Annotated in this window: 19 protein-coding genes; 7 read left to right on the top strand and 12 right to left on the bottom strand. The window is 63.3% G+C overall.

Annotation, left to right across the window (positions count from 1 at the left end):
- Positions 1-39: 39 nt before the first annotated feature.
- On the bottom strand, positions 40-318 hold the full coding sequence (locus tag CAY82_RS20310) for a hypothetical protein (protein WP_087502796.1): 279 nt from the start codon (positions 316-318) through the stop codon (positions 40-42).
- A gap of 132 nt (positions 319-450) precedes the next feature.
- On the opposite strand from CAY82_RS20310, the gene CAY82_RS20315 reads away from it, so the two are divergent.
- Positions 451-822 carry a YajD family HNH nuclease gene (locus CAY82_RS20315; RefSeq protein WP_003259546.1) on the top strand — a complete coding sequence of 124 codons (372 nt, stop codon included), beginning with the start codon at positions 451-453 and terminating at the stop codon, positions 820-822.
- A 69-nt stretch (positions 823-891) separates the two neighbouring features.
- Positions 892-1,362 (top strand): RNA methyltransferase, encoded by a 471-nt coding sequence (locus CAY82_RS20320; RefSeq protein WP_015271348.1) that lies wholly within the window; start codon positions 892-894, stop codon positions 1,360-1,362.
- Between the two features lie 123 nt (positions 1,363-1,485).
- On the opposite strand, the gene CAY82_RS20325 is transcribed toward CAY82_RS20320, so the two are convergent.
- A complete protein-coding gene (locus CAY82_RS20325; RefSeq protein WP_087502797.1) occupies positions 1,486-2,694 on the bottom strand; it encodes a hypothetical protein in 1,209 nt (402 codons plus the stop codon).
- Positions 2,695-2,734: 40 nt separating this feature from the next.
- A complete protein-coding gene (locus CAY82_RS20330) occupies positions 2,735-3,184 on the bottom strand; it encodes a YcgN family cysteine cluster protein (protein ID WP_087502798.1) in 450 nt (149 codons plus the stop codon).
- Between the two features lie 144 nt (positions 3,185-3,328).
- On the opposite strand from CAY82_RS20330, the gene CAY82_RS20335 reads away from it, so the two are divergent.
- A complete protein-coding gene (locus CAY82_RS20335; protein WP_087502799.1) occupies positions 3,329-3,922 on the top strand; it encodes a nitroreductase family protein in 594 nt (197 codons plus the stop codon).
- Between the two features lie 113 nt (positions 3,923-4,035).
- On the opposite strand, the gene CAY82_RS20340 is transcribed toward CAY82_RS20335, so the two are convergent.
- The 5 genes from CAY82_RS20340 to CAY82_RS20360 all read right to left on the bottom strand — a co-directional run bounded on the left by CAY82_RS20340 (position 4,036) and on the right by CAY82_RS20360 (position 8,784).
- Positions 4,036-4,968 carry a D-2-hydroxyacid dehydrogenase gene (locus CAY82_RS20340; protein WP_087502800.1) on the bottom strand — a complete coding sequence of 311 codons (933 nt, stop codon included), beginning with the start codon at positions 4,966-4,968 and terminating at the stop codon, positions 4,036-4,038.
- 2 nt (positions 4,969-4,970) lie between these two features.
- Positions 4,971-5,264: a YcgL domain-containing protein gene (locus CAY82_RS20345; RefSeq protein ID WP_063912980.1), complete on the bottom strand. Its 294-nt coding sequence runs from the start codon at positions 5,262-5,264 to the stop codon at positions 4,971-4,973.
- Positions 5,261-6,394: a ribonuclease D gene (gene rnd, locus CAY82_RS20350; protein WP_087502801.1), complete on the bottom strand. Its 1,134-nt coding sequence runs from the start codon at positions 6,392-6,394 to the stop codon at positions 5,261-5,263. Before rnd ends, CAY82_RS20345 begins: the two co-directional genes overlap by 4 nt.
- Positions 6,395-6,615: 221 nt before the next feature.
- Positions 6,616-8,253, bottom strand: a complete 1,638-nt coding sequence (locus CAY82_RS20355) for a phosphoethanolamine transferase (RefSeq protein ID WP_087502802.1) — start codon at positions 8,251-8,253, stop codon at positions 6,616-6,618.
- A gap of 165 nt (positions 8,254-8,418) precedes the next feature.
- Positions 8,419-8,784 carry a 5-carboxymethyl-2-hydroxymuconate Delta-isomerase gene (locus tag CAY82_RS20360; protein ID WP_087502803.1) on the bottom strand — a complete coding sequence of 122 codons (366 nt, stop codon included), beginning with the start codon at positions 8,782-8,784 and terminating at the stop codon, positions 8,419-8,421.
- 115 nt (positions 8,785-8,899) lie between these two features.
- On the opposite strand from CAY82_RS20360, the gene CAY82_RS20365 reads away from it, so the two are divergent.
- Complete coding sequence (locus CAY82_RS20365) at positions 8,900-9,136, top strand: YdcH family protein (protein WP_087502804.1); 237 nt, start codon at positions 8,900-8,902, stop codon at positions 9,134-9,136.
- 61 nt (positions 9,137-9,197) lie between these two features.
- Here the strand turns inward: CAY82_RS20365 and CAY82_RS20370 are convergent, their stop codons facing one another.
- Positions 9,198-10,379, bottom strand: a complete 1,182-nt coding sequence (locus tag CAY82_RS20370) for a PLP-dependent aspartate aminotransferase family protein (RefSeq protein ID WP_087502805.1) — start codon at positions 10,377-10,379, stop codon at positions 9,198-9,200.
- Positions 10,380-10,471: 92 nt separating this feature from the next.
- Between CAY82_RS20370 and CAY82_RS20375 the strand changes: the two genes are divergently transcribed.
- A complete protein-coding gene (locus CAY82_RS20375) occupies positions 10,472-10,933 on the top strand; it encodes an Lrp/AsnC family transcriptional regulator (protein ID WP_039613985.1) in 462 nt (153 codons plus the stop codon).
- A 55-nt stretch (positions 10,934-10,988) separates the two neighbouring features.
- On the opposite strand, the gene CAY82_RS20380 is transcribed toward CAY82_RS20375, so the two are convergent.
- Positions 10,989-13,319 (bottom strand): FdhF/YdeP family oxidoreductase, encoded by a 2,331-nt coding sequence (locus CAY82_RS20380; RefSeq protein WP_087502806.1) that lies wholly within the window; start codon positions 13,317-13,319, stop codon positions 10,989-10,991.
- Between the two features lie 230 nt (positions 13,320-13,549).
- Positions 13,550-13,777, bottom strand: coding sequence for a hypothetical protein (locus CAY82_RS26285; protein ID WP_140399128.1), 228 nt, complete (start codon positions 13,775-13,777; stop codon positions 13,550-13,552).
- A gap of 86 nt (positions 13,778-13,863) precedes the next feature.
- Between CAY82_RS26285 and moaA the strand changes: the two genes are divergently transcribed.
- A complete protein-coding gene (gene moaA / locus CAY82_RS20385) occupies positions 13,864-14,868 on the top strand; it encodes a GTP 3',8-cyclase MoaA (RefSeq protein ID WP_087502807.1) in 1,005 nt (334 codons plus the stop codon).
- A 20-nt stretch (positions 14,869-14,888) separates the two neighbouring features.
- Entirely contained in the window at positions 14,889-15,788 is a 900-nt protein-coding gene (locus tag CAY82_RS20390) for a bestrophin family protein (protein WP_087502808.1), read from the top strand.
- Positions 15,789-15,918: 130 nt separating this feature from the next.
- On the opposite strand, the gene moaB is transcribed toward CAY82_RS20390, so the two are convergent.
- Positions 15,919-16,458, bottom strand: a complete 540-nt coding sequence (gene moaB / locus CAY82_RS20395) for a molybdenum cofactor biosynthesis protein B (RefSeq protein WP_087502809.1) — start codon at positions 16,456-16,458, stop codon at positions 15,919-15,921.
- Positions 16,459-16,492: the final 34 nt, after the last annotated feature.

Below are 16,492 nucleotides of genomic sequence, written 5' to 3' on the forward strand. Positions count from 1 at the left end.
AGCAGCCCCAGGATCGCACAGCCAACACAGCCCTCTCAGTCAATCATCCTGCACCGGCGGCTTCGGCGGGTCCTGGCGCAACCCCGGCAATGGCTGGTCCTTCGGTGGCCCGGGCACCGGCATCGGCGGTAGCAGTGGTGCTCCAGGCTGGTTGTCATAGGCTTTGGGCGGCGTACTCGGGGTAATCTGCGGGTATGGCGTGGGCGTCGGCGTACCCGGTGCACCGGGCACCGGCGTGGTCAACCGGGGTGGCGTGCTGGCGGCTTCAGCCATGGGCAGGCCGGCCAACAACAGCACAGCGAGGATCGCGCGAAACATCAGCAACCTCCTGTCGGGAACCTTCCTACAGGCTACGCCTAAATCGAAGCTTTCGCCTGTCCGCCGGCCCCGCAAGCGCGCTAGACTCAATGGCATAACCGTCATTTGCCTGATCAGAACAAAGGAAACACCATGAGCTCCACCTCTTCCGCCGCCGCCACCGCGCGCCTGGACCGCATCCTGGCCGATGCCAAGCGCGACAAGGAAATGGGCTACCGCGACAAGGCCCTGAAAATGTACCCGCACGTCTGCGGCCGCTGCGCCCGCGAGTTCTCCGGCAAGCGCCTGAGCGAGCTGACCGTGCACCACCGCGACCACAACCACGACAACAACCCACAGGACGGCTCCAACTGGGAACTGTTGTGCCTGTACTGCCACGACAACGAGCACTCGCGCTACACCGACCAGCAATACTTCAGCGAAGGCTCCACCAGCACCCCGAGCATCGCCAAGGCCACACACAACCCGTTCGCCGGGCTGGCGGGCATGCTGAAGAAAGACTGACCATCGATTCCCCCCGCTGCTACCGGGCAGCCCGTATAATTGCGCTTTTTTCGCGAAGGGCCCCGGTACGTGGCAAACAAACGATACAGCTGCATCGGCCTGTTCAACCCCAAGTCGGCAGAAAACGTCGGTTCGGTGATGCGCGCCGCGGGTTGCTACGGCGTCAACTCGGTGTTCTACACCGGCAAACGCTACGAACGCGCCCGTGACTTCGTCACCGACACCAAGCGTGTGCACTACGATATCCCACTGATCGGCATCGATGACCTGCAACGCATCATCCCGCTGGGCTGCACGCCAGTGGCAGTGGAGTTGGTGGAGGGTGCGCGGCCATTGCCGGAATACACCCACCCGGACCGGGCCATCTACATCTTCGGGCCGGAAGACGGCAGCCTCAGTGCCGATGTGCGGGCGTGGTGCGAAGAGACCATCTACATTCCGACCGAGGGCTGCATGAACCTGGCGGCGACGGTGAATGTAGTGCTGTACGACCGCATGGCCAAGGGGCTGAATACCCGTTCGGGGCCAAGGTTCAAGTAGTAAAAAGGCCGCCACTGCGGCAGCAGGACCGGCCTTTTCGCGGGTGAACCCGCTCCCACAGACTGTGCATGCCCTGTGGGAGCGGGTTCACCCGCGAAGAGGCCGGCACAGGTACAGAGATGGCTAGCGCAACGCCTTGCTCTGCAACACCTCGGAGCGCCGCCCCAGCACGTTCTCGCTGATCTGCACGAAGTCCTCCGTGCTGACACTGGGCAGGCGCATCAGCCCGCGTGCCACATCGTCCAGCGAGCGTTTGGCCTGGGTGTGGATGCGGATTTCCTTGTCCAGCGCCTGAAGCAACATCACCCCGCGCGCCACCTGCGCCGGGGTGGCATGCTCGCCCTTGAGCCGGGTGACTTTGGCGCCCTGCTTGCTCAGGCGCGCCTGCCAGGCCTGGTAACGGTCATCACTCACCCCGCCCGAGCGGCGCAGCAACTCGCTGGCGTAGTAGTCAGTCAGGCTCTCTACCAGCCAGTCACTGCCGTCACGCCCATGGATCTGTGCAAACAGTTGCACCACTTCGCGCAGCAACGGGCTGCTGCCATTCTCGCTGACCATCGGCCGGGCACTGTGCAGGTACAGCGAGCCCTGTGCGGCCATCGCCCCTCGCCACATGCCGTCGCGGGCACCGACCAACAGCAGCTTCGGCGGGTTACGCGGGAATACCGCCTGCAATTGCGGCCAGACAAAGGTCAGCAAGGTCAGGTTGTCCATGCGCCGCATACCCTGCCCCACCGGGGCGGCCACAGTCACCTCGGTTTCGCCCAGGCGGGCGCGGCGGCTACCCAGGTCACCGGCGAGCATCCAGCCAGTGGGGCGATCGAACAGGCGCGAAACGTTGTCGATGCGGAACTTGTCCTTGCCGATGCGCGGCCAGGAGGTCTCGATGCTCTTCCAGCCCTCGGGCAGGTCGAACGCCAGACGCGCCACCAGCTCGGTGCCATCCTGCTGGTCGAGGCGCGCAGGCGGTACCAGCTGGTCACCGAGGAACAGCGCCCAATGCGGGGTGATGCGCGACGAATAGGCGCCGCTGCCGCGCTTCTGGTCCAGTTGCACGCGGTAGCTGAGGCTGGTCTTGCCGGCCGCCGGTTGCCACACGCCGCGCTGGCCTTGCAGATGCCATTGGCCATCAGCCTGGAAGCCGCTATAGGCCCCGGCCTTGCCCAGGTCAAAGTCCAGGCTGCGCACGGCACTGCCTTCGGCAAAGGTGAGGCGGACTTCCGCCTGGCCGCTGGCCGGTAACAGGCGCACCTGATAGTCGAGGTCGACCTTTTTCGCCCAGGCCGGCGAACTGGCCATCAGGCCCAACAGCAACAACAGCTGGCAACGCATACAGAAACTCCTTGTTTCCCGTGGCAGCGGGCCGCGCCGGTCAGCTGGCGCGGAAGATCAGGTGGTCTTCCCAGTCGTCTTCGTGCACATCGTGCTCACTGAGCATGCGCCCCGACTGGGAGATGCGCTGTTCATGGACCTGCTGGCGATCGCCGCAGACCAGGTGGTGCCAGGCCGGCAGGTCCTTGCCCTCGCTGACCAGGCGGTAGCCACAGGTGCTCGGCAGCCACTTGAACTGGTCGGCCTTGCCCGGAGTGAGCTGGATGCAGTCAGGTACATGGGCGAAGCGGTTGGGGTAATCGCTGCACTGGCAGGTGTCCAGATCCAGCAGCTTGCAGGCGATGCGCGTGTAGTAGACGCTGTTGTCGTCCTCGTCCTCGAGCTTTTGCAGGCAGCACAGGCCGCAGCCGTCACACAGCGACTCCCACTCTTGCGGGCTGAGTTGCTCGAGGGTCTTGCGCCGCCAGAACGGCGCGTTTTCAGCGATCATGACACGGGTTTCCTGCATTCATCTTGGGGCCACGGCGCGCGGCGGCGCCAGTCTAGAGCCTGGCCTTCGGCAAAGCCAGACCGCTTGTCAGTCACGACGCGAGGCAGTAGCGTGCGCGTTTCCCGTCCTTTTGCAGGAGCCGCCATGAGCGCCAACCCTCGCATTGCCGATTACGCCATCAACGAGCAGTTCATCAACCGCTGGTCGCCCCGCGCCTTCACTGCCGAACCGATCAGCGAAGAGACCCTGCTGAGCTTCCTCGAAGCCGCGCGCTGGGCGCCGTCGGCGAACAACTCGCAACCTTGGCGCTTCCTCTACGCCCGCCGTGACACGCCGAACTGGGAGCGTTACCTGAACCTGCTGGTGCCAGCCAACCGCAGCTGGGCGCAACAGGCTTCGGCGCTGGTGCTGGTCATTTCCAAGACCACATTCACCGCCCCGGGCACCACGGAAGAAAAACCGGCGCTGTGGCACACCTTCGATACAGGCTCCGCCTGGGGGCACCTGGCCCTGCAAGCCAGCATCAGCGGCTGGCACACCCACGGCATGGCCGGTTTCGACCAGGCGCTGGCGCGTCAGGAGCTGAAGGTGCCTGAGGGCTACGTGCTGCATGCCATGGTGGCGATCGGCAAACTGGGTGACAAGGCCAGCCTGACCGAGGCACTGCAGGCGCGTGAAGTGCCCAGCCCGCGCAAGCCACTGAGCGAACTGGCTGCCGAAGGTGATTTCAGCCTGTAAGCCTTTTATTGGCTGAACAGGCCTCTTCGCAGCACAAGGCTGCTCCTACAGCGCAGTGGAAATCCTGTAGGAGCAGCCTTGTGCTGCGAAGAGGCCGGTACAGGCAACAGAAATCAATAGCCCCGGGCGAAGTCCACTTCCCCACGCAACTCCTGCCCCGCCACATACGCCCGCACATTCTCGACAAATAACCGCACCATCGCCGCCGGCGAGGTGGGCGCCGAGCTGTGCCCGGTCAGCAGCAACCCCCACGCCGTCCAGAACGGGTGCTGCCTGGGCAGCGGCTCCTGCCGGCACACATCGATCACCGCGCCCGCCAGGTGCCCTTCCTTCAGTGCCTCGACCAGGTCCGCGTCGACCACCGCCACACCACGCCCGGCATTGATGAACAGCGCCGTGGGCTTGAAGCACTTGAACAGCGCCGCGTCATACAGGTCATGGGTTGCCGGGGTATCCGGCAGCAGGTTGAGCACGTAGTCGACCTGGCCAACCATGCGCGGCAGGTCGGCCAACGCCGCTACCTCGACGAACGGCGCCTGCTCGCGGGCGCTGCTGGCAACGCCATACAGGACCACGCCAAACGCCTGCAGGAACTCGGCCACCCGCTGGCCAATGTCGCCAGTGCCGACGATCAGCACCTTGCGCCCTTCCAGGGTACGCCCCGGGCGGTCGTCCCAACGCCGTTCGACCTGACTGACCAGGCGCGACAGCACCTCGCGTTCATGGCCGAGCATGTAGGTGAGCATGTACTCGGCCATCACCTGGCCAAAGATGCCCACGGCGCGGGTCAGGCGATAGTCACGCGGCAGGCCCTCGGCCAGCAGCGGGGTGATACCGGCCCAGGTGGACTGCATCCAGCCCGGCTTGTGGCCCTGGCGCAGCAGGCTCGCCAGCAGGTCCGGCTGGCCTAGCCACACCGGGCACTGTGGCGCCTGGCGGGCCAGTTCGGCGGAGTCGCCGCTGGTCAGGATTTCCAGTTCAGGCGCGGCTGCGCGCAAAATCTCGGCGTATCGAGCATGATCATGCTCAGCAATCAGTACTCGCATGATCAGGCCGGGTCGTTACGGCGCAGCAACTCTTCGGGCAGATGCTCGATATAGTCGTCTTCCGGCGGCGGCATCTGCAGGTGATAGCCCTGGTTGTCGAGGTTTTCCAGTACTTTGGCGATGTCCTCGCGGGCCAGCTTGCGCTCGGGGGTAAGCACCAGGTCGAAAGCATGCATGGGTGTGCCGAAGAACGGCAGCAGGCCTTCGGGCACGCGCTCCAGGCCGTCAGCCTTGAGTACGTACAGGTACATTTCGTTCTTGCGGGGGCTCTTGTAGATAGAGCAAATGCGTTTCATCGGGTCTCTCCGGCGCCTGCCAGGCTGTCCAGCAGGGCCTGGCCCATGCGCTCACGGCGCCAGCCGCGCAGCGAATCGGGCAATTGATAGGGGCCATTGGGGTAGCCGCTCTTGAGCAGCGCTTCCAGGGCTTTCTTGCGCAGCATCAGCTCGGGGGCAATGCCCAGACGCTCGCCTTCGGCCTGGCCGATGGCACGCAGCTGCTTGAGGATGCCAGCGGCCTCGATCGGCAAAGGCTCGGGCAAGGCCTGTGGCCATTGTTCGGCTGGCAGGCTGGCAGCACGCTTGATCAGCTGGATGAGGAACTCACCGTCCTGACGAATGGTGCGCGGATGCATCTCGTCGATCTTGGCCAGGGCCGACAGGTTGTTCGGCTGGCTCTTGGCCATGGGCCACAGCGAGTGCTCCTTGAGGATGCGGTTGCGCGGCACGTCGCGGTTGCGTGCTTCACGCTCGCGCCAGGCACACAGTTCACGCAGCACTGCCAGTTGCTGGGGGGCCAGCTTCCAGGCCAGCTTGACGTCGCGGTACAGGCTCTCGGGGTCGACTTCGCGGCGCAGCTGCGCGACCAGCTCGGCGCCATCTTCCAGCACCCAGGCGTACTTGTCGTCGGACAGCCGTGGGCGCAATACGGTGAACAGTTCGGCCAGGTGCACGGCATCCTCGGCGGCATAGCTGACCTGGGTGTCGGACAGCGGACGCTGCAGCCAGTCGGAGCGGGTTTCACCCTTGGGCAGCTCGATACCCAGTACATCCTGCACCAAGCGCGAATAGCCCATGGAGAAGCCCAGGTTCAGGTAGCCGGCGGCCAGCTGGGTGTCGAACAGCGGCTGTGGCAGCTTGCCGGTCAGGCGTAGCAACACTTCGAGGTCTTCGCTGCAGGCATGCAGCACCTTGACCACGCCGCTGTCATCCAGCAGATCGGCCAAGGGTTGCCAGTTGCCGATCAGCAGCGGGTCGATCAGGAAGGCACGCTGGCCGTCGCCGATCTGGATCAGCCCGGCTTTCGGGTAGAAGGTGTCGACCCGCATGAATTCGGTATCGACGGCGACGAAGGGCAGTTCGTGCCAGTTCCGGCAGTGTTCGGCCAGGCTCTGGTCGTCACGGATCCAGTGTATTTCGATGGCCACGAGGCTCTCCCACTAACATTGGCGCGCAGTATATACGGCGCGGGCACTGCTGGTGAAACCTGCGCCATCCCTGGAATAGATAAACGGTGCCGCACCGTCGCCTTTTGTAGGAGCAACCTTGTGCTGCGAAAGGGCCGCTGCACTGATCATGGTACCGTGTTGGCTGTACCAGCCTCTTCGCAGCACGAGGCTGCTCCTACAGTGACCGCATGAAGCCAGACTCAGCGCTTGGCGGTCAGCCATGGTCGGCAGCTGGCGAACATGTCCAGCGACTGCTGGTAAACCTCGGTATGCACCTGCAACAGGCCGAGCATCGAATGGAACAGATTGTCCTGCGACAGCGGTGCATCGCTGAGCTTGGCCAGGCAGTCGGTGTCAACGCCGAAGTCCTCCTTGTAGCTGTCGGAGAACCAGGTCAGCAGCGGCACGTGCTTCTGCTGCTCGGGGGCGATGGCGTACGGCGTACCGTGCAGGAACAGGTTGTACTCACCCAGCGACTCGCCATGGTCGGACAGGTAGATCATCGCCGTGTCGACCTTGTCCTGCTTGCTGCGCAGGGTGTCGATCAGCGAGGCCAGCACCTTGTCGGTATAGGCCAGGGTGTTGTCGTAGCCGTTGACGATTTCCTGCTCGCTGCACTGGTCCAGCGCGTTGCTCTGGCACACCGGGGCAAAGCGCTGGTCGGCGGCCGGGTAGCGCTTGAAATATTCAGGCCCGTGGCTGCCCATCTGGTGCAACACCAGCACGGTGTCCTTGTCGAGGTTATCGATCAGCTCACCCAGGCCCTGCAGCAGGATCTGGTCATGGCATTCACCCTCAGCGCACAGTTGCGTGTCCTTCAGGTTGCTGACATCGACGAACTGCACGCGGTCGCAGGTGCCCTTGCAGCCCGACTGGTTGTCACGCCACTGCACCGCCAGGCCGGTACGCTGGAGGATGTCCAGCAACCCTTCGCGGTTCTTCGCCACGCGGGCATCGTAGTCCTTGCGCTTCATGCCAGAGAACATGCACGGCACCGAGACGGCGGTTTCCGTGCCGCAGGAGTGCACATCGGAGAACGCCAGCAAGCCCTGCTCCCTGGCAAGATTCGGCGTGGTATCGCGGTTGTAGCCGAGCACGCCGAAGTGGTCTGCCCGTGCACTTTCACCCACCACCAGTACCGTTAGCGACTTACGTTCATGCTTCTGCCAGGCGGCATCACGTTTGGCATCTTCGCCATAATGCTGGAAGGGCCGCGATGCGGTACCGACGCGCTCGCTGACATAACCGATGGAGGCACCCACGATATTGCTCGGGGTGAGCATCAGACGCAGTTCGTGGTGGTTGCGAAACAGCGACGACAGCCCCTGGTAGTTAACCAGTGCCACCGAGCCCAGTGCCACCACGCAGGCACCGCCAACCACCAGCTTGCCGAGCAGTTCACGGTGCCAGGCGCGGTAGGCGATTGGTGCCTTCCATAACAGTACCGAAGGTACTACGCCGAGGCCCAGGATATACAAGGCAAACTTTAACGAAAGCAAGTCACGCACTTCCGCCACGTTGGTTTCCGCGATATTGCGAAACATACCCGCGTCAATAAGCACACCGTATTGGTTCATGAAGTAAGCCACACCCGCTCCACTCATGAACAACACGATAAGTATCGGTTTCAATATATAACGGAAGGCGAACAACGTAAGGATCAGGTTGAACGCGAACAGCATCAGCACGGCAAACGCCAGGCTCAGCCAAAGCCCCGGCAAACCGGGCGGCACGACCTGTTCAAGATGCTGCCAGAGAAAGACATTGAAGCCGATCAGCAGGTAAAGGCTGGCCAGCAACGTGACCCATTCAGTCCGCAGGGATTTGAAGTTGAGCATCAGCGTTCGCAATCAAGAGTGATTATCAGCCCAAGGGCCAGCGCGGCACCGGGGAAACTTGGCTGAACTCTAGAAAGCGTGCCATCAATATTTTGTGAAAAAGACGCCAACAAATTCGTGAGCGGGCGCCTTTTCAACATTAAAAGAAGTTCATGTAGCGCTTGTTCAGCCTGGCAGGCGTGCCTTGGCGTACGGCTCGCGGTCGATGTCCAGCACTTCCACGCACAGCTGGATGTCCAGCCCGGGCTGCTCGGGAATGGCTTCACGCAGTACTTCCAGCAGGCTGGCGGACAGTTGCCTCTTCACCTCGGCCGAGCGCCCACTGAGGATGGCCAGGCGCACATGGGCAAAGGCGCGCTCGCCGGGCGCGGTGCCCAGGCGAAACTGGCCGAAGGCCTGGGCACGGCTCTTGATGTCGGCCTCGTCGGGAAACTGGCCACTGCCGGCCAGGGCCTGGTTAAGGCGCAGCAGCAAGGTATCGATGTTCAGCTCGCGCAGGTTGCCGCTGTATTCCAGGTTCAGGTGAGGCATGGCACAGGTTCCGGGTCACGGGGAGATGCGACATCCTACCCCAGCCCCCTACCTGCGCAAAGACGACTATCCTCAAAGATCAGGACCATTCGCCAACCCCGACAGAGGTGAAGAAATGCCAGTTCCGCATGATCTGCTCGCTGACCTGCACGTTACCGCTGATGCATTCCAGGCGCTCATGGAAAAGGACCAGACACTGCACTCACTGCACAAGGAATACAACGCAAAAGACAAGGAGGTGGTCGCCGCCGAAGGCAACGGTACCAACGACGAGGCCGTCAACCGCCTGCGCAAGGAACGGTTGCTGATCAAGGACAAGATCGAACGGATCATTCATCCGCCCAAATCCTGACAGGAATTCATTGAATCCACCGGCCTCTTCGCGGGTTTACCCGCGAAGAGGCCAGCAACCCTCACATAGCAGCCGCAGCCTTCAACGCCCCATCCAGGTCCTCGACCAGGTCACGGTAATCCTCGATCCCCACCGACAATCGCAGCAGGTTCTCGCTGATTCCCATCACGCCCTTCTGCTCCGGGCTCAGCGAGCAGTGCGACATGCTCCAGGAGTGGTTGATCATGCTCTCCACCCCGCCTAGCGAGTCGGCCAGCACGAAGATCTGCAGCGCTTCCACCAGCCGGTTGAGCGCGGCCCGGTCGCCCTTGACCTTCATCGCCACCACCGCCCCGCCACTGCGCATCTGCCGTTTGCACAGCTCATGCTGCGGGTGGCTTTCCAGCCCCGGGTAATACACCTGCTCGATCTGCGCGTGGCTTTCGAGGAAACGTGCTACCTGCAGGGCATTGGCACATTGGCGCTCCATGCGAACATCCAGGGTCTTCAGACCGCGCAGGGCCAGGTAGCAGTCGAATGGCCCCTGTACCGCACCAATCGCCATGCTGATACGGCGCAAGCGCGCCAACAGCGCATCATTGGCTGCTACCACCACGCCGCCGGTGAGGTCGGAGTGGCCGCCGATGTACTTGCTGGCAGAGTGCATCACCAGGTCCACGCCCAGGGTGATCGGGCGCTGGTTCCACGGCGAGCAGAAGGTGTTGTCGATGCAGGTAAGGATGCCCCGCGCCTTGGCCAGGTCGCACACAGCCTTGATATCGACCAGGTGCAGCAGCGGGTTGGTCGGCGATTCGATCCAGATCAGCTGGGTTTCCGGCTTGATGGCGGCAGCCACCGCCTCGAGGTCGTTGAGGTCGACGTAGGTGGTGGTCAGGCCCGAGGTGCGGCTGCGGTAGTCTTCGAGGATGCGGAAGGTACCGCCGTACACACCGTTCATCACCACCACGTGGGCATCCTTGGGCAACAGCTCCAGCACGGTGGCGGTGGCGTTCACACCCGAGGCGCAGGCGACCGCGCCAACCCCTTCTTCCAGGGCAGCGACACAGGTTTCGTAGGCATGCCGGGTGGGGTTGCCGACGCGGCTGTAGGAGTATTCCGGCTTGTCGTCCAGGCTGCGCTTGGTGAACGAGCTGGCAGTGACGATCGCCGGAAAAATAGCGTTATCGGCGACGCTGAACTGCTCACCGGCGTGAATGGTACGGGTGGCGAAATTGCGCGGCTTGTCGGACATGGTCAGGCCCATTGGCAGAATGAAAGTTGCCACTATCGCACAACCCAAATCTTCTGGCCTTGGGGTAATCTGTGAAAAATTTTTCTCCACGGCCCACGCGCGATATGGACAGTTTCGACCAGCACATTCTCACCCTGCTTCAGCGCGACGCCTCGATCTCGCTCAAGGACCTGGCCGAGGCCGTCAACTTGTCCACCACGCCGTGCTGGAAGCGGGTCAAGCGCCTGGAGGAAGACGGCTACATTGTCGGTCGCGTCGCCCTGCTCGACCCGGAACGGCTGGGGTTGGGGCTGACGGTGTTCGTCCAGCTCAAGACCCAGCGCCACGACAGCGCCTGGCTGGAGCAGTTTGCCGCGACCGTGACCGGGTTCGAGGAAGTGATGGAGTTCTACCGTATGTCCGGCGACTGGGATTACATGCTGCGGGTGGTGGTGGGGGATATTGCGGCGTACGACCGGTTTTATAAAAAGCTGATTACCAGTACTGACGGGCTGTCGAACATCACGTCCAGTTTTGCCATGGAGCAGATGAAGTACACCACGGCTTACCCGGTGCATCGTTCCTAATCGGTGCTGGATTCTTCGCGGGCTTGCCCGCGAAGAGGCCGGCACAGGCAACCGATCAATCCGAGGCCAGCACCGCCGCAATGCGGTTCCCGGCCTTGGCCTTCTCGACCTTGATCGCCACGAACTTCGAGGTCGGGGTATAGGTCCCCTCGCCATAGCTTTCCAGCGGCACCAGCGGGTTGGTCTCCGGGTAATAGGCCGCCGCCTGCCCCTCGGGCACGTCATACGCCACCAGGCGGAAGCCCGACACCCGCCGCTCCACGCCATCCTCCCACAGCGACACCAGGTCCACATGCTCGCCCGGCTCGAAGCCCATCCGGCGGATGTCGACCTCGTTGACGAACACTACTTCACGCAGGCCGAACACCCCGCGATAACGGTCGTCCAGGCCATAGAGGGTGGTGTTGTACTGGTCGTGCGAACGCAGGGTTTGCAGGATCAGGTCGGGCTTGTCACCGCGCGCCAGCACCTTGGCATTCACCAACTGCTCCGGCAGCTGGTGCAAGCTGAAGCGCGCCTTGCCAGTGGCCGTGCGCCAGGTACGGTCGGCGGCGTTGTTGCCCAGGTGGAAGCCGCCCGGGTGCTGCAGGCGCTCGTTGAAATCGGTAAAACCGGGGATCACATCGGCAATCATGCTGCGGATACGGCCGTAGTCGGCAACAGCGTATTCCCAGTCGATCGGCTGCTTGCCCAGGGTCGCCTGAGCCATGCCGGCGATGATCCACGGCTCCGAGCGCAGGTGCGGCGAGCGCGGGCGCAGTTGGCCGTGGGAGATGTGCACCATGCTGAAGGTGTCCTCTACGGTCACCCCTTGCGGCCCGCTGGCCTGCATGTCGATTTCGGTACGGCCCAGGCACGGCAAGATCAGCGCATCGCGGCCGGTGACCAGGTGCGAGCGGTTGAGCTTGGTGGAAATCTGCACGGTCAGCGCGCAATTGCGCATCGCCGCATGGGTGCGTGGCGTATCCGGCGTAGCTTGGGCAAAGTTGCCACCCAGGCCTATGAACACCTTGGCCCGCCCCTCTTCCATGGCCTTGATCGCCAGCACCGCATTGTGCCCGTGGGCGCGCGGCACGCGGAACCGGAAGCGCTTTTCAATGGCATCGAGCAGCGCAGCCCCGGGCTTCTCGTCGATGCCCATGGTGCGGTCGCCCTGCACGTTGCTGTGGCCACGCACCGGTGACAGGCCGGCGCCGGGCTTGCCGACGTTACCGCGCAGCAACTGCAGGTTGACGATTTCCTGCACGGTCGGCACCGAGTGGCGGTGCTGGGTGACGCCCATGGCCCAGCACATGATCACCCGTTCGGCCTTGCGGTACATGCGCGCAGCCAGTTCGATCTCGGCCTGGGTCAGGCCCGATTGCTCGACGATGTGCGCCCAGGGCGTGGCATCCACGACGTCCAGGTAAGCGTCGATACCACTGGTGTGCTCGGCGATGAAGGCATGGTCGAACACCGCCGGTTCGCCATTGGCCTGTGCTTCGCGCTCCCACTGCAGCAGGTACTTGGCGATGCCGCGCATCACTGCCATGTCGCCGCCCAAAGCCGGACGGAAGTAGGCCGTGTTGGTTGGCTCGGAGCCATTGCTGAGCATCTCGAAGGGGTGCTGCGGGTGCTGGAAGCGCTCCAGGCCGCGCTCTTTGAGCGGGTTGAAGCAGACCACCTGGGCACCACGTTTCACCGCTTCACGCAGCGGTTCGAGCATGCGCGGGTGGTTGGTGCCGGGGTTCTGGCCGATGACGAAGATGGCGTCGGCCAGCTCCAGGTCGTGGAACACCACCGTGCCCTTGCCCACGCCGAGGGTTTCCGACATGCCCACGCCGCTGGCCTCATGGCACATGTTCGAGCAGTCGGGGAAGTTGTTGGTACCGTAGGCACGGACGAACAGCTGGTAGAGGAACGCCGCCTCGTTGCTGGCCCGGCCCGAGGTGTAGAACTCGGCCTCGTCGGGCGAATCGAGTGCGCGCAAATGTTGGGCAATCAGCGCAAAAGCTTCTTCCCAACTGGTTTCGACATAGTGGTCGGTGGCCGCGTCATAGCGCATCGGGTGGGTCAGGCGGCCTTGGTACTCCAGCCAGTAGTCAGTCTGTTCGGCCAGCGCACTGACGCTGTACCTGGCGAAGAACGCCGGGTCCACCGAGCGGCCGGTGGCCTCCCAGTTGACCGCCTTGGCGCCGTTCTCGCAGAACTTGACCATGTCGTTTTCCGGCGACTCGCCCCAGGCGCAGCCGGGGCAGTCGAAGCCACCGTTCTGGTTGGTCTTGAGCATGGCCCGCAGGTTCTTGAAGGCATTTTCGCTGCCCAGCCAGCTCTTGGTCACGCTCTTGAGCGCCCCCCAGCCGGCGGCGGCGCCCTTGTAGTCCCTGATGTGTTGGTCCTGGCTCATGCGATGAATCCTCACGCTTCGATGCTTTTTTTCAGCCTATGGAGCGTGGGGGAGAGCCGTCCAATCGAAAGATCTTACGGGGTGATAGGTGGTTTCGATCATGGGTATTTTCTGGAGATGTGTTGGGGCTGCCAGGTGCTTGCCACAGAATCTTCAGCGCCTATGAGATCGAGCGCCGCCCGCGCGGCGCTTCGCGGCACAAGGCCGCTCCCACATTTGTTTCGGGCCAGTCACTCCTGTGGTTTCACCTCTGTCCGCTTTGTTTGTTCCATTCGATATCGAACGGTACGCCACTGCACCCCATCAATCTCCAGCCATGCACCAAAGCTGCAACCCACCTGGCACAGGAATAACTGGCCCGAAACAAATGTGGGAGCGGCCTTGTGCCGCGAAGCGCCGCGCGGGCGGCGCTCGATCTCATAGGCGCTGAAGATGCTGCGCCAAGTGATAGAGGCCATCGATCAATCGGTCGGACAAAGCAATTTGACGGCCCTGCGGCCAGGTTATAGCTTGGACTCAAGTCCCAACCCATTCGAGCGCGAACGTGGAACAGAACAGCCGGCCCCTGATCGACGGCTTCAACCGGAAAATCGACTACCTGCGGATGTCGGTCACCGACCGCTGCGACTTCCGTTGCGTGTACTGCATGGCCGAAGACATGCAGTTCCTGCCGCGCCAGCAAATCCTCAGCCTCGAAGAACTGTTCCTGGTGGCCGAGCGCTTCGTCGCTCTCGGCACCCGCAAGATCCGCCTGACCGGCGGCGAGCCGTTGGTGCGCCAGGGCATCGTCGACCTGTGCGGGCGCATCGCTGCCCTGCCCGGCCTGCGCGAGTTGTGCCTGACCAGCAACGGCTCGCAACTCGGGCGCCTGGCCCAACCGCTGTTCGACGCCGGTGTCACGCGCCTGAACATTAGCCTCGACAGCCTGGACGCCGAACGCTTCAAACAACTGACCCGCACCGGCGACCTGCACCAGGTGATCGCCGGCATCGACGCCGCCCGCCAGGCCGGCTTCAAGCGCACCAAGCTCAACTGCGTAGTCCTCAAGGGCCGCAACGACCACGAGCTGGTCGACCTGGTACGCTTTGCCATCGACCGCGAACTGGACATCACCTTCATCGAAGAAATGCCCTTGGGCGTGATCAGCGAACATGAACGCGGCGAGTCGTTCTGCTCCAGCGATGAAGTACGCGCGCTGCTGGCCGAGCAGTTCACCCTGGTCGAGTCGACCGAGTCGTCCCAAGGCCCGGCCCGCTACTGGCGCCTGGCCGAAGCCGCCAACACTCGGGTCGGCTTCATTTCGCCACACAGCCACAACTTCTGCGCCACCTGCAACCGCGTGCGCCTCACTGTCGAAGGTCGCCTGCTGCTGTGCCTGGGCAATGAACACTCGGTGGACCTGAAACAGGTGCTGCGCGCCCACCCCGGCAACCCTGAACGCCTGGAAAAGGCCATTCGTGACTCGTTGCACCTCAAGCCCTACCGCCATCACTTCGAAGTCGGTGGCGATGTGCAGATCCTGCGTTTCATGAACATGACCGGCGGCTAGCCAGCCGCCTCTGGATTTCCATGATCGTCCACCCCACCCCCGATGTGCTGCGTGTGCTGTTCACCCTCAAGGGTTCGATCGTCAAGCGCATTGCCCTGCGCTGCCTGACAGTCACCCTGCTGGCCGCGCTGATCGTGTTGGTCGAGCGACATTTCCCGGCATTTTTCTACCCGGTCAGCGCCACGCCGTTCACCTTGCTCGGCCTGTCGCTGTCGATTTTCATGAGTTTTCGCAACAACGCCTGCTATGACCGCTGGTGGGAGGGGCGCAAGGCCTGGGGCAAGCTGATCATCGAAACCCGCTCGTTCGTGCGCGAAAGCCTGGTGATTACCGACGAAACCCTGCGTGCCGAACTGTTGCGCAGCCTGTGCGGCTTTGCCCATGCACTGAATGCACGGCTGCGCAGCGAGGACGAACTGGCCGCCGCCCGGCCTTGGCTGGCCCGGCCCGAAGCTATCAGCCCGCACAACGTGTGCGACGCCATCCTGCGCGAAATCGGCGGGCACTGCTCGCGGCTGGCCGAACAGCAGCACATCAGTGACTGGCGCTACAGCCTGCTGGAACAGCGGCTGGTGGGCCTGACCGAAGTGCAGGCCACCTGCGAGCGGATCAAGGGCACACCGTTGCCGTTCCCCTACACGCTGTTGCTGCACCGCACCATCTACATCTTCTGCCTGTTGCTGCCGTTTGCCCTGGCCGAGCCGCTGGGTTGGCTGGCGCCGCTGTTCACCACCATCGTGGGGTACACGTTCTTCGGGCTGGATGCGATTGGCAATGAGCTGGAAGACCCGTTCGGGCGCGATGAGAACGACCTGCCGACCGATGCCATGGTGCGGACCGTGGAGCGCGATGTGCTGGCGGGGTTGGGAGAACAACAGCTGCCGCCGGCGTTGTTGCCGGTGGACCATGTTTTGAGCTGACCGAATGCAGTGGCCTGTGCCGGCCCTTTCGCGGGTAAACCCGCTCCCACAGGGCCCCCACAGGTTTCGAACCCTGCGCGTTACCTGTGGGAGCGGGTTTACCCGCGAAGAGGCCAGGACAGGAGAAAACTCAGCCCCGGCTTGCACAGGCCTCGATCGGCTTCAGGTGCTTGACGAAGTTGCACGGCCGGTGCCGCGCATCCAGCTGCTCCGCCAGGATGCCCTCCCACGCCGTACGGCAGGCCCCGGTGGAGCCCGGCAGGCAGCACACCAACGTCCGGTTCGAAAGGCCGGCCAACGCCCGGCTCTGCACCGTCGAGGTGCCGATATCGAGAATCGACAATGCACGGAACAGTTCGCCAAAGCCATCGATGCGTTTGTCCAGCAAGCACTCGACCGCTTCCGGCGTGCTGTCACGGCCGGTAAAACCGGTACCGCCGGTGATCAGCACCACCTGCACCTGCTCGTCGGCAATCCAGGTGGCGACCTGGGCGCGGATCTTGTACAGGTCGTCCTTGAGCAACGCCCGCGCTACCAGGCGGTGGCCGACCTCCACCGAGCGGCTGGCCAGCAGCTCGCCAGAGGTGTCGTTTTCGTAGGTACGGGTGTCGCTGACGGTCAGAACGGCGATATTGAGCGGTACGAAGACCGCGTCGAGCTGGACGCGCACGGTGAGGCTCCTCGAATGGCATGCCGCCACGCTA

Origin of the sequence: Pseudomonas sp. SID14000, from assembly GCF_002165135.1 — a bacterium.
Taxonomy (GTDB): domain Bacteria; phylum Pseudomonadota; class Gammaproteobacteria; order Pseudomonadales; family Pseudomonadaceae; genus Aquipseudomonas.

Coding starts and splice junctions, on each gene's coding strand:
- CAY82_RS20355 (WP_087502802.1), bottom strand. CDS start 8,253: ATGCTCAACTTCAAATCCCTGCGGACTGAATGGGTCACGTTGCTGGCC.
- CAY82_RS20330 (WP_087502798.1), bottom strand. CDS start 3,184: ATGATCGCTGAAAACGCGCCGTTCTGGCGGCGCAAGACCCTCGAGCAA.
- CAY82_RS20345 (WP_063912980.1), bottom strand. CDS start 5,264: ATGAAACGCATTTGCTCTATCTACAAGAGCCCCCGCAAGAACGAAATG.
- CAY82_RS20370 (WP_087502805.1), bottom strand. CDS start 10,379: ATGGGCCTGACCATGTCCGACAAGCCGCGCAATTTCGCCACCCGTACC.
- CAY82_RS20360 (WP_087502803.1), bottom strand. CDS start 8,784: ATGCCTCACCTGAACCTGGAATACAGCGGCAACCTGCGCGAGCTGAAC.
- CAY82_RS20325 (WP_087502797.1), bottom strand. CDS start 2,694: ATGCGTTGCCAGCTGTTGTTGCTGTTGGGCCTGATGGCCAGTTCGCCG.
- CAY82_RS20390 (WP_087502808.1), top strand. CDS start 14,889: ATGATCGTCCACCCCACCCCCGATGTGCTGCGTGTGCTGTTCACCCTC.
- CAY82_RS20380 (WP_087502806.1), bottom strand. CDS start 13,319: ATGAGCCAGGACCAACACATCAGGGACTACAAGGGCGCCGCCGCCGGC.
- CAY82_RS20310 (WP_087502796.1), bottom strand. CDS start 318: ATGTTTCGCGCGATCCTCGCTGTGCTGTTGTTGGCCGGCCTGCCCATG.
- CAY82_RS20335 (WP_087502799.1), top strand. CDS start 3,329: ATGAGCGCCAACCCTCGCATTGCCGATTACGCCATCAACGAGCAGTTC.
- CAY82_RS20315 (WP_003259546.1), top strand. CDS start 451: ATGAGCTCCACCTCTTCCGCCGCCGCCACCGCGCGCCTGGACCGCATC.
- CAY82_RS20365 (WP_087502804.1), top strand. CDS start 8,900: ATGCCAGTTCCGCATGATCTGCTCGCTGACCTGCACGTTACCGCTGAT.
- CAY82_RS20340 (WP_087502800.1), bottom strand. CDS start 4,968: ATGCGAGTACTGATTGCTGAGCATGATCATGCTCGATACGCCGAGATT.
- CAY82_RS26285 (WP_140399128.1), bottom strand. CDS start 13,777: ATGGCCTCTATCACTTGGCGCAGCATCTTCAGCGCCTATGAGATCGAG.
- CAY82_RS20375 (WP_039613985.1), top strand. CDS start 10,472: ATGGACAGTTTCGACCAGCACATTCTCACCCTGCTTCAGCGCGACGCC.